Origin of the sequence: Mesorhizobium sp. B1-1-7, from assembly GCF_006442705.1 — a bacterium.
In the GTDB taxonomy this organism is placed as follows: domain Bacteria; phylum Pseudomonadota; class Alphaproteobacteria; order Rhizobiales; family Rhizobiaceae; genus Mesorhizobium; species Mesorhizobium opportunistum.
Genome location: NZ_VFWQ01000020.1, coordinates 1 through 14,949, shown reverse-complemented (window position 1 = coordinate 14,949; position 14,949 = coordinate 1). Strand labels below are relative to the sequence as shown.

Sequence of the window (14,949 nt, the reverse complement as noted above, 5' to 3'; positions counted from 1 at the left end):
CAGGTTTGTTATAATATCTGTTGCAACAAAGCGACGATCGAGTTATAATCGATATTGCAACAGGATAATCCGTCATGAATACGATCATTCGCAAGATCGGCAATTCCGAAGGCGTGATCCTGCCGAAGGAGCTGCTCGGCCGACTGAATATGAAGACAGGTGATCAGCTTCAGATCATCGAAACGGACAAGGGCATTACCCTTGAGCCGGTGGACGACAGTTTCGAGCGGCAGATGGAAGCTGCTCGCAAGGTCATGGACAAATACAAGGTCGCGCTTCAGAAGCTCGCCGAATGAGCTGGGAGTTCCTGACCCGGCGCGCGGTCGAAGCGATGCATGCAGAGCAATTGCGCAGGCATGGCGGGGTGCAAGGTTTGAGAGATGAAAATGCTCTTGAATCGGCGCTTGCCCGCGCCGAGAACAAGGCCAATTACGGAGATCCAACAGTCGAGGATCTTGCAGCCGCCTACGTCTTCGGCATTGCCAGGAACCATGCCTTTGTTGACGGCAATAAGCGGACTGCCATCGTGGCCGCTGGCGCATTTTTAATCGTGAACGGCCATGCCTTGGCAGCCGACAACGGCACGCTTTACGAATTCGTCATGGCTGTCGCATCCGGGGAAATTGACGAAACAGGAGCGGTGGCGTTCTTCCGCGATCATGTTGTCAAGCTCAAGGATTAGCCATCCGAGAGCTTGACGATCTCCCATTCCTTGCCGTTGACCGTGACGACCTCGCCGACCTTCTTGCCGAACAGAGCCACGGCCATCGGCGAAACATGCGAAATTGAACCCTTCGAAGGGTTTGCTTCATCCTCGCCGACGATCTTCCAGTGCACTTTCCTGCCGTCATCGCCCTCGAGCGTGACGCCCATGCCGAAGCGAACGAGGTCGCTGCCCGGCTCGGGCACGGACAATTCGGCACTTTCACGCCTCGCGTTCCAGTAGCGCAGGTCGCGCGATACCACCGCTATGCGCTCGCGGTCGCCTTTCCGTTCGGCTTTCGCCAGAATGTCGCGCAAATCGCTCAGATTGTCCTCGATCTGCGCCAAACCACGCTCCGTCACCAGATTGCGGTGCGTGCTGATAGGCCGCTCGCCGACGCCGGCGATGGCGTTTTCGCTATCTTCCTCGCGTGTAAAAGCTCTGCTCATTATGTGAACTTAGGCGCCGGTCGGCCGTTCGACAAGCCATGGCCGATACCCTCGCCAAGAGGAACAGAGGGTCTGGCACGATTCCTGCGCTGCCAGGGTTGAACACCAGGACCTGTGCCGATGTTGAACAGACGAACGCTGCTGACGCAGACCGCCGGCTTTGCCGTCATCGGCCTCTCGCTTGGCAAGGCGGCGGCCGCCAGCCTTGCCGGCATCGAGAAAGCCTCGATGCGCGGCTCGATCAACGCCACCGAACTCGGCGTGCAGCCCGGCACTTTCGACGACCAGAGCAAAGCCTTTGCCAAGCTGCTGCGCGACGCAAACAGCCGCGATATGCCGGTGTTCCTGCCGGCCGGCACCTATGTGGTATCCAATCTTTCGCTGCCCAGCCGCGTGCGTCTTTCGGGCGTGCCGGGTGCAACGCGGATCGTCTATGGCGGCGACGGCCATCTGTTCATGGCCGAACAGGCCGACCATATCGAACTGAGCGGGCTGGTCTTCGATGGTTCGAACCGCTCGATGGGCGATTATGCGCAAGGACTGCTCGATCTGCGCCGGGTCGCGCATCTGGTCGTCGACAATTGCCAGGTAACCGGCAGCGGCAAGAACGGGCTTGCGCTGGAACACGCCGCGGGCCGCATCGAACGCTCGGACATATCGGGCGCCGCCGATGCCGGCATCTATTCGGTCGAAGCCGCCGGCCTGTCGATCACCGCCAACACCGTCTCCGACTGTGCCAATGGCGGCATCCTCGTGCACCGCTGGCAGGCGGCGGAAGACGGCACCATGGTCACCGGCAACCGCGTCGAACGCATCGGCGCGCGCAGCGGCGGAACCGGCCAGAACGGCAACGGCATCAACGCCTTCCGGGCCGGAAATGTCATCATCTCGGGAAATGTCGTCTCCGACTGCGCTTTTTCGGCGATCCGCGCCAACAGTTCCAGCAACCTGCAGGTGTCAGGCAACACCTGCTCGCGCTCGGGCGAAACGGCCGTCTATTCCGAATTCTCCTTCGAGGGAGCCGTCATCAGCAACAACATCGTCGACGGCGCGGCCAACGGCATCTCGATCGTCAACTTCAACGAAGGCGGCCGCATGGGTGTCTGCTCGGGCAACATCGTGCGCAATCTGTCGACCAGCGGCCCCTATCCCGCCGACGCGCCCGGGTTCGGCGTTGGCATCGGCGTCGAGGCCGACACCACCGTTTCCAACAACGTCATCGAGAACGCACCGCTCTACGGCATGCAGATCGGCTGGGGGCCGTACCTGCGCAATGTCGTTGCCACCGGCAACATCATCCGCAAGGCTGGAACCGGCATCGTCGTCAGTGTGGTCGAGGGCGCCGGTACGGCCATCATCTCCGATAACGTCATCGACGGCGCGCTGAAGGGCGCCATCGTTGGCCAGCGTTGGGCCGATCCCGCGACAGGCGACCTGACGTCATCCGACAATACCGGCTATGCCCATCTGACCGTCGAGCGCAATCACGTCAGCTGAAGACCGTCCTCAATTGAGAGCAGCGGTCGGCCTCAGCGCTCCGACCTTGGCGCCGATCCGGCTTTCGATCGGGGCGTTTGCCATTGCGGCCAGCTTCGCCGACAGGGCCTCGTCCGCATGCAGCAGCTTGGCAAGGACGGCGGCAGCCATGGCCTCGCCGGCGCGGCCGGCGCCGTCATCGCATTTGATCGCTATGCCGAGGCCAAGCTCGGGTATCGCGCTACAGTGGACACCTTCGGCGCCGCCTTTCGCAAAAATCCGTCCGGGCGCGGCTTCCATCAAAGCGACATCGGCACGGCCGGTGCCGGCGACAAAGAACGGTTCCGCCATGCAGGCCGACAGCAGCCGCTTTGCGGCCTTCGCCCGCTCTGGGCCAAAGCCTCGTGCGGTGGCCATGCGGGCAAAGCCGAGCGCGAAACTCCTGAGCGGCACGGCATAGGTCGGGATCGAACAGCCATCGGTCGCCCGCTCATCCGCGCCGTGGACAGCGCCTGTAACCGCCTGCATGACGTCGCACACCATCTCCTGCAGAGCGTGTCCCGCCTTGACGTAGCCGCGATGCGCGATGCCGGAGTGTACGCAGGTACAGAGGAAGCCGGAATGCTTACCGGAGCAGTTGTTGTGCAGCGCGTTGGGCGAGCCGCCGGCCCGAGCGAGCGCAATCTCCGCGTCGTGGTTCGAGGGCCAATGCGCACCGCATTCGAGCGCTGAGCCATCCAGCCCGGCCCTGGCCAACATCGAACGTGCCAGCTCGACATGCGCCGGCTCGCCCGAATGGGACGCACAGGCGAGTGCCAGTTCGCGGTCACCGAAGCCATAGGCATCCGCAGCACCCGTTTCGACCAGCGGCAAGGCCTGGATCGCCTTGACCGCGGAGCGTGGAAACACCGGTTTCGAGGTGTCGCCGATCTCCAGCAACGGCTTGCCGTCGGCATCGAAGACCGCGACGGCCCCGCGATGCACGCTCTCGACGATGGCGCCGCGCAAGACTTCGATCAGAACCGGATTTGTCATGCCACTTCCCGTAGATGCGGGCGGTTTACCTGATCCGGTCGAGAATGGAAACGTAGTTGGCGACCGCAGCACCGCCCATGTTGAAGATGCCGCCGAGCTTTGCGCCGGGCACCTGGATGCCGCCGGCCTCGCCGACAAGCTGCATGGCGGTCAGCACGTGCATGGAGACACCGGTGGCGCCGATCGGATGGCCCTTGGCCTTCAATCCACCGGAGGGGTTGACCGGCAGGCGGCCGTCCTTGGCCGTGGTGCCGTCCAGCGCGAGCTTCGCGCCCTCGCCCGGCCTGGCAAGGCCCATCGCTTCATACTCGATCAGTTCGGCAATGGTGAAGCAGTCATGCGTCTCGACGAAAGAGAGATCGTCGAGCGTCACGCCGGCACTCTTCAGTGCCCGGGTCCAGGCCTGCTCGCAGCCTTCGAACGACAGGATATCGCGCTTCGACATCGGCAGGAAGTCCTGCACATGTTCGTTCGCGCGGAAGGCAACCGCACGGCGCATCTTCAGTGCCGTTGCCGTGTCGGCAAGGACAAGTGCGGCGGCGCCGTCCGAAACCAGCGAACAGTCGGTACGCTTGAGGGGACCGGCGACAAAGGGGTTCTTCTCGCTTTCCTGACGGCAGAACTCGTAGCCGAAATCCTTGCGCATCTGCGCATAGGGATTGTCGACGCCGTTCTTGTGGTTCTTGGCGGCGATCATGGCGAGCGCGTCGGACTGGTCGCCATAGCGCTGGAAATAGGCTTGCGCGATCTTGCCGAAGACGCCGGCGAAACCGGCTGGCGTCTCGCCGTCCTCGGGCAGATAGGAGGCCTTCAACAGGTTCTTGCCGATTTCGGGGCCGGGCGTCGTCGTCATCTGCTCGGCGCCGACCACTAGCACAACGCGAGCAGCATTGGCGTCGATGGCGCGGATGCCTTGCCTGACCGCCGCCGACCCGGTGGCGCAAGCGTTCTCGACGCGTGTCGCCGGCTTGAAGCGCAGCCGGTCGTCGGCCTGGAGCACCAGGCTGGCGGTGAAATCCTGCGCCGAAAAGCCGGCATTGAAGTGACCGAGCACGATCTCGTCGACCTCGTCCGGACCGATGCCGGCATGGTCGAGTGCGTCGGTCGCCACCTTGACGATCAGGTTTTCGAGCGTTTCGCCTTCGAGCTTGCCAAAGCGCGAATGCGCCCATCCGACGATGCATGCGGTCATGGCGTTCTCCATCCTTGGCGCCAGCCTGGCACAGGCTTACGGCTCACGTCGCCTTTATTGTTCAAATATAAACATTCTTGCCTCGCCCGTGAAGGGCCGGAACCAGACAATCGCTTGGTGCAGGTCGCGCCAGCGTCGATTTTTTGTTGATTGACGCGTCAATAAAAAATAATCTGCCCCGCAAAAGCCGGGAACAGCATGCCGAAAATCGGAATGGAGCCACTACGCCGCAAGGCGCTCATCGACGCGACGATCTCTGCGATCGGCGAGCGCGGGTCGCTCGACGTGACCATGTCCGAGATTGCCGGACGCGCCGGCGTGTCCTCGGCACTTGCCCATCACTATTTCGGCGCCAAGGACGAATTGCTGCTGGCGACGATGCGGCACATCCTGGCCGAACTGACCATCGACATGCGGCGCGCTCTTCAATCCGCCGCTTCCCCGCGTGAACGCGTTTCGGCGGTGGTGGCCGTCAACTTCTCCGACATCCAGTTCCAGCCGCAAACCATCGCCGCATGGCTCGCCTTCTACGTCGAGGCGCAGAAGTCGTTCGCGCTGCGCCGCCTGCTCAGGGTCTATGCCCGGCGGCTGCACTCGAACCTGATGAGCGGGCTTATCGGCATCCTGCCCAGGGCCGAGGCCGACCGCGCCGCCGAGGCGACCGCGGCGATGATCGACGGGCTCTATATCAGGCGGGCGTTGAAGGACGGCGTGCCCGACGCCGCGACCGCGATCGCGCTGGTCGAAGACTATCTCGAAACCAAACTCGGCGAGCGGCGGAAGCAGTGACAGCGAAGCGACCCAATTTCCTGATCGTCATGGTCGATCAGCTCAACGGAACCTTGTTTCCGGACGGGCCGGCGGACTTCCTGCACGTGCCGCATCTCAGGGCGCTCGCTGCCCGCTCGGCACGCTTTGCCAACAATTACACCGCCTCGCCGCTCTGCGCACCGGGCCGTGCCTCATTCATGAGCGGTCAGTTGCCGTCGCGCACGGGGGTCTATGACAATGCGGCCGAATTCGCCTCGTCGATCCCGACCTTCGCCCACCATCTGCGCGCCGCCGGCTATTACACCTGCCTCTCTGGCAAGATGCATTTCGTCGGGCCGGACCAGATGCATGGGTTCGAGGAGCGCTTGACCACCGACATCTATCCGGCTGACTTCGGCTGGACGCCGGACTACCGCAAACCCGGCGAACGCATCGAATGGTGGTATCACAATCTGGGTTCGGTCACCGGCGCCGGCGTCGCCGAGACCACCAACCAGATGGAATATGACGATGAGGTCGTGTTCCTGGCCACGCAGAAGCTCTACCAGCTTTCGCGCGAGCAGGACGATGCGCACCATCGGCCCTGGTGTCTCACCGTTTCGCTGTCGCATCCCCACGACCCCTATGTCGCGCGCAAGCAGTATTGGGATCTCTACGAGCATTGCCAGGCGCTCGACCCGGAAACGGGTTTTATCGCGCAGGACGAACAGGACACGCATTCGCAGCGGCTGTACCTCGCCAGCGATTATCCGTCCTTCGAGATCACGCCCGAGCAGGTGCGTCGCTCGCGGCGCGGTTATTTCGCCAACATCTCCTATGTCGACGACAAGCTCGGAGAGGTTCTGGACGTCCTCAAGCGCACGCGCATGCTCGACGACACCATCATCCTGTTCTGCTCGGACCATGGCGACATGCTTGGCGAGCGCGGCCTGTGGTTCAAGATGAGCTTCTTCGAGGGCTCGGCGCGGGTGCCGCTGATGATCGCCGGCAAAGGCGTGCCGGCCGGGCTGATCGAGGCGCCGGTCTCCAATCTCGACGTGACGCCGACGCTCTGTGACCTCGCCGGCATCGACATCGATGCAATCGCGCCGTGGACCGACGGCCAGTCGCTGCTGCCGCTCACCAAGGGTGGGCAACGCAGCGGCCCTGTGTTGATCGAATATGCCGCCGAAGGCTCCTACGCGCCGCTGGTGGCGATCCGCGACGGCAGATACAAGTTCATCCACTGCGAGCTCGACCCGCCGCAGCTGTTCGATCTCGAAGCCGATCCGCTGGAGCGGGTCAATCTGGCCGACGAACCGGCCAAGGCGGCGTTGGTGTCGGCGTTCATGGATAAGGTCCGGGCGCGCTGGGACATGGCCAAATTCGACGCCGCCGTGCGCGAAAGCCAGGCGAGGCGCTGGGTCGTCTATCCGGCGCTGCGCAACGGCGCCTATTACCCCTGGGATTTCCAGCCGCTGCAGAAGGCATCCGAGCGCTACATGCGCAACCACATGAATCTCGACAATCTCGAGGAAAGCAAAAGGTATCCGCGAGGCGAATGATGACAAGTCTTGTCCCCTCCCTCGACCATCTCAAGCAGGCTTATGCGGTCACATCCAGAGCGACGCAGATCACGCCGCTGCTGGAATCGGCAGCCCTTGCCCGCGAGACCGGTGCGGCCCGCATCTTCATCAAGCCGGAATCGCTGCAATGGGCTGGCTCGTTCAAGATACGCGGCGCCTATTGGCGGCTGAAGCGGCTTTCCGCCGAGGAGGCGAAGAAGGGCGTCGTTGCCTATTCCTCCGGCAATTTCGCGCAGGGGCTGGCGGCCGCCGGCCAGGCGCTCGGCATTCCGGTCACCATCGTCATGCCAATCGATGCGCCGGCCGCCAAGCGCGACGCCACCGCAGGCTATGGAGCCCGCGTCGTGCTGACCGATCATGGCGAGCGCGCGCGCGAAGAGGTTGCCGCCGCCAAGGCGCGCGAGATCGCCGAGACAGAACGCCTGGCACTGCTGCATCCGTTCGACGATCCGGAGATCGTCGCCGGCCAGGCGGGCGCGGGCCTCGAGGCGCTCGACCAGCTCTCGGCCAAGGATGCCAGCGCCGACCTGTTGTTCTGCTCGGTCGGCGGCGGCGGACTGATCGGCGGCGTGTCGCTCGCATTCCATTATCTGTCGCCGGCAACCGAGATCATTGGCGTCGAGCCCGAAGGTTTCAATGGCATGGGTTCATCGCTGGCGCATGGCAGCATCGAGACCATGCCGATCGGCCCGAAGTCGATCTGCGACGGATTGATGTCGCGGCGGCCGGGCGACGCGCCCTTCGCGGCGGTCAAGACCGCCGGCGTGCGCGGCATCACGGTCGACGATCAATCGGTGCGGCGCGCCATGCGAATCGCCTTCGAGCGGATGAAGCTGGTGCTCGAACCGTCGGGCGCTGCGTCGCTGGCGGCGTTGCTCGGCGGCAAGGTGGATGTGCGGGGCAAGACCGTGCTCGTGGTGGCAACTGGCGGCAACGTCTCGCTCGCCGATTTTATGGCGCATATGAACCATGCTTGAAGCGGATTTCGTCATCATCGGCTCCGGCTCGGCCGGCTCGGCCATGGCCTACAGGCTGTCGGAGGACGGCAAGCATTCTGTGATCGTCATCGAGTTCGGCGGCTCGGATATCGGCCCGCTGATCCAGATGCCGTCGGCGCTGTCGATCCCGCTCAACATGAGCCTCTACGACTGGGGCTTTGCCAGCGAGCCGGAGCCGCATCTGGGTGGCCGCGTGCTGGCGACGCCGCGCGGCAAGGTGATCGGCGGTTCATCCTCGATCAACGGCATGGTCTATGTGCGCGGCCACGCCCGTGACTTCGACCATTGGGCCGAACAGGGAGCGGCCGGCTGGGGCTTTGCCGACGTCCTTCCCTACTTCAAGCGCATGGAAGATTCTGATGGCGGCGAGGATGGCTGGCGTGGTCGCGGCGGGCCGCTGCACGTGCAGCGCGGCTCACGGTGCAATCCACTTTATGGCGCTTTCGTCGACGCCGGCCGCCAGGCCGGGTTCGAATTGACCGACGACTACAACGGATCGAAGCAGGAAGGCTTCGGGCCGATGGAGCAGACCATCCAGGGCGGCCGCCGCTGGTCGGCGGCATCAGCCTATCTGAGGCCGGCGCTCAGGCGCAAAAACGTTAGCCTGGTCAAAGGCTTTGCCCGCCGGGTGATCATCGAGAATCAACGCGCCATCGGCGTTGAGATCGAAGCTCACAAACAGATTCAGGTCGTTAAGGCGCGACGCGAGGTGATCGTCGCCGCCTCGTCGATCAATTCGCCCAAGATCCTGATGCTGTCCGGCATCGGCCCGGCGGAGCATTTGCGCGAAAACGGCATTGCCGTGCTCGCCGACAGGCCCGGCGTCGGCCGCAATCTGCAGGATCACATGGAGCTCTACATCCAGCAGGAATCGACCAAGCCGATCACGCTTAATTCGGTGCTGAACCCGTTCTCGAAGGCGCTCATCGGCGCGCAGTGGCTGTTCTTCAAGTCTGGGCTCGGCGCCACCAACCATTTCGAGGCAGCCGCCTTCGTGCGTTCGCGCGCCGGTATCGACTATCCCGATATCCAGTACCACTTCATCCCGGCGGCGGTTCGCTATGACGGCAAGGCGGCGGCCAAGTCGCATGGTTTCCAGGCGCATGTCGGGCCGATGCGCTCGAAGTCGCGCGGCTCGGTGACGCTGCGGTCGCCGGATCCGAAATCGAAGCCAGTGATCCGCTTCAACTACATGTCGCATCCGGACGACTGGGCGGAGTTCCGCCATTGCATCCGCCTGACCCGCGAAATCTTCGGCCAGAAGGCATTCGATGCCTATCGCGGCCAGGAAATCTCGCCGGGCAGCCACGTGCAGTCGGACGACGATCTCGATGTCTTCATCCGGGATCACGCCGAAAGCGCCTACCATCCCTGCGGCACCTGCAAGATGGGCCGCGCCGACGATGCGATGAGCGTCGTCGATCCGGAGTGCCGGGTCATCGGCGTCGAAGGATTGCGGGTCGCGGACTCCTCGATCTTCCCGCGCGTCACCAACGGCAATCTCAATGCACCGTCGATCATGACCGGCGAAAAGGCATCCGACCACATACTGGGCCGCACGCCGCTGGCGCCGTCCAATCAGGAACCATGGATCAATCCGCGCTGGCAGGCGTCGGACAGATAGAGCATGATCCGGCGAACGTCCGGCCCAGGCGAATAGAATTTGGAGACTTCCCATGCGCGCCCAGCCCACGGCATCGCACTATGTCAACGGACGCTACGTTGACGACGAGCAAGGCGCGCCACTGCCGGTCATCTATCCGGCCACCGGTGAGACCATCGCCATGCTGCGCGCGGCGACGCCGAACGTGCTTGAGTTGGCCATCGAGGCCGCACGGGCAGCACAACCCGCCTGGGCACGGCTGAAGCCGGTCGAGCGCGGCCGCATCCTGCGCCGCGCCGCCGACATTTTGCGCGCCCGCAACGCCGACCTTGCCCGCATCGAGACGCTCGACACCGGCAAGGCGATCCAGGAAACTCTAGTGGCGGACGCGCCTTCAGCAGCCGATTGCCTTGAATATTTCGGAAGCGCGGTCGCCGCCTACAATGGCGAATCCGTCGACCTCGGCGGCCCCTTCGCCTATACGCGGCGCGAGGCCCTCGGCGTCTGCGTCGGCATCGGCGCCTGGAACTATCCGATCCAGATCGCCGGCTGGAAGTCCGCGCCAGCACTCGCCATGGGCAACGCCATGGTGTTCAAGCCATCGGAAAACACACCGCTGTCGGCGCTGGCGCTGGCCGAGATCTACAGCGAGGCCGGCCTGCCCGACGGGCTGTTCAACGTCGTGCAGGGTTATGGCGATGTCGGCGCAGGCCTCGTCGGCCACGATGTCGTCGCCAAGGTTTCGGTGACCGGCTCGGTGCCGACCGGCCGCAAGGTGCTGGCGCTTGCCGGCTCAAAGATGAAGCACGCGACGATGGAGCTCGGCGGCAAGTCGCCGCTGATCGTCTTCGACGACGCCGACATCGAAAACGCCATTGGCGGTGCCATGCTCGGCAATTTCTATTCGACTGGCCAGATCTGCTCCAACGGCACGCGCGTCTTCGTGCAGAGCGGCATTCACGACCGCTTTGTCGAAAGGCTGGTCGAGCGGACCAAGAAAATCCGTATCGGCGATCCACTCGATCCCGAGACCCAGATGGGGCCGCTGGTCTCGAAAGCGCAGCATGAGAAGGTTGTCGGCTATATCGGCACCGGCAAGCAGGATGGCGCCACGCTGGCTTGCGGCGGCAACGTGCCTTCGCTGCAAGGTTTCGATGGCGGCTTCTTCGTCGAGCCGACCGTGTTCACCGGCGTCACCGACACCATGCGCATCGCCCGGGAGGAGATTTTCGGACCTGTCATGAGCGTGCTGAAGTTCGACGGCGAGGACGAGGTGATCGACCGCGCCAACGACACCGAATTCGGCCTTGCCGCGGGCGTATTCACCCGCGATCTGCCGCGCGCCCACCGCGTCATCTCCGAGCTGCAGGCGGGCACCTGCTGGATCAACACCTACAATCTGACGCCGGTCGAAATCCCGTTCGGCGGCTTCAAGCAGTCCGGCATAGGGCGGGAAAATTCGCTGGCGGCGCTGGCACTCTACTCGCAGCTGAAATCGGTCTACGTCGAGACGGGGGACGTGGCGAGCCCGTATTGAGAGGCGATTGGCGAAAGCCGAGACACAGCCGATCTCCCCCCTTGCGGGGGAGATGTCCGGCAGGACAGAGGGGGGTGTGAAGGATCGCCAACCTTTGGTGTGATCCATTCATCCGAGAGATGAGAAGCCGGCGGGACAGCACCCCCCTCTGCCTTGCCAGGCATCTCCCCCGCAAGGGGGGAGATCGGCAGCTTCGGCGTCGCCGCGAGCGCCTCACCCCTTCTCCGCCGTCCCGTCCAGATACTGCGTCAGCGCGCAGACCAGATGATAGAAAATGCTGGCTGGAACGTCGGATGCCAAGGAGCGGCCGCGCTCGTCGATGCGGTCGATCCACAGCCCCAGCGGCGCCGGATCGATGTGCCAGCGGAACAGCCGGCCGACGCGCGCCTCGATTTCCGGCTTGAGATCGGGGCCGCCTGAGCCATTCAGCGCAATTGCCGCCTTGACCGCTTCAGCCTGCGGCCAACTGCGTGACGCCAGGTCGAGCGGCAGGCCTTGCCGCGAGACCGCGCCATAGGCAAGGCCTGTGGCGCGGTTGAGACCGCTGGCGATTGCCGAGGCGTAGAGTTTCCTGGCGAAGCCGCGCAATTCGGCCTGGCCGCTGCGCTCGGCAAAATCGACCAGCAGCGAAGCCCACTCGAAGTGATGGCCAGGCTCGGTCCAGAGCCCCTTGTCACCAGCGGCCGGCTTCCATTCGGCGTCGAAATATTCGCCGAGCGTCCAGCTTTCAGGATCGAAGAAATGACTGCGGAAAAGGTCGATGATGCGTGCGGCACGGCGCAGATGGGCACGCTCTCCGGTGGCCTGATGCCAGGCCAGGAAAGCCTCGAGCAGATGCATGTGCGGGTTGGAGCGCCGCTCGCCCTCCCCGTCCGATGTCTCGAGGAATCCGGTCATGCGGCTGTCCTCGAGATGGGCATCGAGAAAAGCGAAGGTTTCCTCGCCGAGCCGAAGGGCAACCGGATTGCCCGACATATGTGCATGCGCCAGCGCCAGCAAAACGCAGGAATGGTCGTAGGCATCCTCGGTGGCATCGGCAACGGAGCCGTCGACATTCAGCGTGCGCACCCAACCGCCGCGGTCGGTGCGCCCCTTCCCTGCCATGAAGTCGATGCCATGTGCGATCAGCCGGTCGGCAGGACCGTCCCAACCGCGCGCGCTGGCGACGGCGAAGGCATAGACCTGCCTTGCCATGGTGCGCATGCGCTTGGGCTTCATCAGCGGCTCGGCGTCGAAACCCAGCGCCTCATGGAAGCCGCCGTGGCGCTCGTCGACACCTGATGTCGACCACAATGGCAAGGTTTCCTGAAACAGCCAGTGATGCACGCGCCGCCGCCAGGCGCCGCTTTCAATGACCCGATCATGGGCAGGCGTAAACCGTGTTTCGAGCCGGCCACTCTTCTCGAGCTGCTCGACGATCTTCTTGACGTGCTGGCTGTGGCTGACCGGAGCGATGAAAGTGGCGTCGATAGTTGAGACGATGGCGACATCCTTCATGCCGATCGCGGACAGCAAGCTGCCGTCACTGCGGATGTAGGAGTTCTCGCAATCGATGGCGACGACATCGCCGACGATGACATTGCCCTGGTCGTCGGCAGGGCCGACATCGAGGAGCGATTGCCAGGAGCCCAGGTCGTTCCAGCGGAAGCCCGCAGGCACCATGGCGATGTCTTTTGCCCGCTCCATGACCGCGTAGTCGATCGAGTTGGACGGAATGGCCTCATAGAGTTCGAGCGGCATATAGAGGCCGGACAGATCCGATGTCGCCGCCTTGTAGGCCGCTTCGGTGGCCTGCCAGATATCCGGTTGGAACGCGATGAACGCGTCGCGCATGGCGCCGGCGCGAAACAGGAAGATGCCGGTATTCCAGTAGAAGCTTCCGGCTTTGACATAGCTCTCGGCGGTCGCGAGGTCCGGCTTTTCGACGAAGCGCGAAACGTCGAAAATACCGCCGCTTTCGGCTGCGACCTCGATATAGCCATAGCCGGTTTCAGGCTGTGTCGGCTTTATGCCGAACACCACAAGCCGGCCGGCGCGCGCCGCATCTGCCCCTGCCTCGATGCTCTGCCAGAATTGCCCTACCGTCGATATTTCGTGGTCCGAAGGCACCACCAGGACGAGGCTGTCGCCGAACTCGGACAAAGTGCGCAGCGTCGCCAGCGCGACGGCGGCAGCGGTGTTTCGCCCCGTGGGCTCGAACAGCGGACCGCCGCCGGCGAGATCCAGGCCGGCAAGGTCGGCATGGACACGTTCCGCGTGGCGCTCCGACGCGATCAGGAATATCGGCGTTTCGCCGCCGGATCTTGCCGCCAGCCGGCGCAAGGTCTTGGCCAGCATGGAGCCATCGCCCGACAGGTCATGGAACTGCTTGGGATTGTCCTCGCGGGACAGCGGCCATAGTCGCGAGCCGACGCCGCCGCTCATGACAAAACTGACAATTCGATCGGTCATTCAGGTCTCGTATTCAAAAAAGCTGCGGTTGGCGCCCGACACAAGCCTTTAGCCCGTGTTCGTCCGATTGGAAATGCGGCAACTCATATCGGTTCGAGATGTGGACAGGGATCGGTTCTGCGACATTTCCACTGGTGATGGTGGCTTCGGCCTCACGCGTCGAGATCGAGGTCAGGCTGGCCGAATCACAGCTCAGAAGGTCTGGTTGTAGGCGCCGACTTCGGGGCTGCGGCGCAGCACGGCGTCGACGGCCTCGAACATCTGTCGGCGACGCTGCGACGACACCGGGCTTTCGACGACCACGACGAGCTCAGGCTTGTTCGAAGACGCCCGCACCAGCCCCCAGGTGCCATCCTCGGCGACGACACGCACGCCGTTGACGGTGATCAGGTCCGATATCTTCTGGCCGGCGAAAGCGGCGCCGTCGCGCATCATCGCCTGAAAGTCGGAGACCACCCGCTCGACCACGCCATACTTCACGTCGTCCGCGCAGTGCGGCGACATGGTCGGCGTGCCGAAGGTCAGCGGCAGCGCACGGTAGAGGTCGGCCATCGAGCTGTCCGGGTTGCGGTCCAGCATCTGGCAGATGGCGATGGCCGTGACCAGCCCATCGTCATAGCCGCGCCCGATCGGCGGGTTGAAGAAGAAATGCCCCGATTTCTCGAACCCGGCGACGGCGCCGAGTTCGGCGACACGCCGCTTGATGTAGGAGTGGCCGGTCTTCCAGTAGTCGGTGACGGCGCCATTGGCCTTAAGCACGCTGTCGGTGTTGAACAGCCCGGTCGACTTGACGTCGACCACGAAGGTCGAACCCGGGTGCTGGCCGGAGATGTCGCGCGCGAGCATCACGCCGACCTTGTCGGCAAAAATCTCGTTGCCTTCATTGTCGACGACGCCGCAGCGGTCGCCGTCGCCGTCAAAACCCAGCCCGACATCGGCGCCGGTCTCCAAAACCTTGTCCCTTATGGCATGCAGCATCTGCATGTCTTCGGGATTGGGGTTGTAGCGCGGGAAGGTGTGGTCGAGTTCGGTATCGAGCGGGATCACCTCGCAGCCGATGCGCTGCAACGCTTCCGGGGCAAAGGCGCCGGCGGTGCCGTTGCCGCAGGCGGCGACCACTTTCAGCTTTCGCGCGATACGCTTGTCCCTGGTCAGGTCGTCGAGATAGG

12 protein-coding genes and 1 pseudogene are annotated in these 14,949 nt (G+C 63.7%); 8 read left to right on the top strand and 5 right to left on the bottom strand.

Going from position 1 to position 14,949, the window contains the following annotated elements:
- The first annotated feature begins 74 nt into the window (after window positions 1–74).
- The gene (locus FJ978_RS27620; RefSeq protein WP_013896477.1) at window positions 75–296 is read left to right on the top strand and encodes an AbrB/MazE/SpoVT family DNA-binding domain-containing protein; all 222 of its coding nucleotides are present in this window, start codon (window positions 75–77) and stop codon (window positions 294–296) included.
- Window positions 293–682: a type II toxin-antitoxin system death-on-curing family toxin gene (locus FJ978_RS27615; protein WP_013896478.1), complete on the top strand. Its 390-nt coding sequence runs from the start codon at window positions 293–295 to the stop codon at window positions 680–682. Before FJ978_RS27620 ends, FJ978_RS27615 begins: the two co-directional genes overlap by 4 nt.
- Here FJ978_RS27615 and greA read toward each other — a convergent pair.
- The gene (greA, locus tag FJ978_RS27610) at window positions 679–1,152 is read right to left on the bottom strand and encodes a transcription elongation factor GreA (protein ID WP_013896479.1); all 474 of its coding nucleotides are present in this window, start codon (window positions 1,150–1,152) and stop codon (window positions 679–681) included. The two genes, FJ978_RS27615 and greA, sit on opposite strands and share 4 nt — an antisense overlap.
- A gap of 120 nt (window positions 1,153–1,272) precedes the next feature.
- On the opposite strand from greA, the gene FJ978_RS27605 reads away from it, so the two are divergent.
- A complete protein-coding gene (locus FJ978_RS27605; RefSeq protein ID WP_140575748.1) occupies window positions 1,273–2,649 on the top strand; it encodes a TIGR03808 family TAT-translocated repetitive protein in 1,377 nt (458 codons plus the stop codon).
- A gap of 9 nt (window positions 2,650–2,658) precedes the next feature.
- Here FJ978_RS27605 and FJ978_RS27600 read toward each other — a convergent pair whose 3' ends face one another.
- Together FJ978_RS27600 and FJ978_RS27595 are read right to left on the bottom strand one after the other, a co-directional pair.
- Complete coding sequence (locus FJ978_RS27600) at window positions 2,659–3,663, bottom strand: asparaginase (RefSeq protein WP_140575747.1); 1,005 nt, start codon at window positions 3,661–3,663, stop codon at window positions 2,659–2,661.
- A gap of 25 nt (window positions 3,664–3,688) precedes the next feature.
- Window positions 3,689–4,855: an acetyl-CoA acetyltransferase gene (locus tag FJ978_RS27595; protein WP_140575745.1), complete on the bottom strand. Its 1,167-nt coding sequence runs from the start codon at window positions 4,853–4,855 to the stop codon at window positions 3,689–3,691.
- A gap of 198 nt (window positions 4,856–5,053) precedes the next feature.
- Here FJ978_RS27595 and betI point away from each other — a divergent pair, with 198 nt between their 5' ends.
- From betI to betB, 5 genes are read left to right on the top strand one after another with little or no spacing between them, the layout of a single operon-like run.
- Window positions 5,054–5,644 (top strand): transcriptional regulator BetI, encoded by a 591-nt coding sequence (gene betI / locus FJ978_RS27590; RefSeq protein WP_140575742.1) that lies wholly within the window; start codon window positions 5,054–5,056, stop codon window positions 5,642–5,644.
- On the top strand, window positions 5,641–7,170 hold the full coding sequence (gene betC, locus FJ978_RS27585; protein ID WP_140575740.1) for a choline-sulfatase: 1,530 nt from the start codon (window positions 5,641–5,643) through the stop codon (window positions 7,168–7,170). Before betI ends, betC begins: the two co-directional genes overlap by 4 nt.
- Window positions 7,167–8,168: a threonine/serine dehydratase gene (locus FJ978_RS27580; protein ID WP_140575737.1), complete on the top strand. Its 1,002-nt coding sequence runs from the start codon at window positions 7,167–7,169 to the stop codon at window positions 8,166–8,168. Before betC ends, FJ978_RS27580 begins: the two co-directional genes overlap by 4 nt.
- Window positions 8,161–9,813: a choline dehydrogenase gene (betA, locus tag FJ978_RS27575; protein WP_140575734.1), complete on the top strand. Its 1,653-nt coding sequence runs from the start codon at window positions 8,161–8,163 to the stop codon at window positions 9,811–9,813. The genes FJ978_RS27580 and betA overlap by 8 nt, the downstream gene beginning before the upstream one ends.
- A gap of 52 nt (window positions 9,814–9,865) precedes the next feature.
- Window positions 9,866–11,329 (top strand): betaine-aldehyde dehydrogenase, encoded by a 1,464-nt coding sequence (gene betB, locus FJ978_RS27570; protein WP_140575732.1) that lies wholly within the window; start codon window positions 9,866–9,868, stop codon window positions 11,327–11,329.
- A gap of 213 nt (window positions 11,330–11,542) precedes the next feature.
- Here betB and FJ978_RS27565 read toward each other — a convergent pair whose 3' ends face one another.
- A complete protein-coding gene (locus tag FJ978_RS27565) occupies window positions 11,543–13,780 on the bottom strand; it encodes a mannose-1-phosphate guanylyltransferase/mannose-6-phosphate isomerase (RefSeq protein ID WP_140575729.1) in 2,238 nt (745 codons plus the stop codon).
- Window positions 13,781–13,972: 192 nt separating this feature from the next.
- Window positions 13,973–14,949, bottom strand: a pseudogene (locus tag FJ978_RS27560) (phosphomannomutase/phosphoglucomutase); the annotation flags it as partial.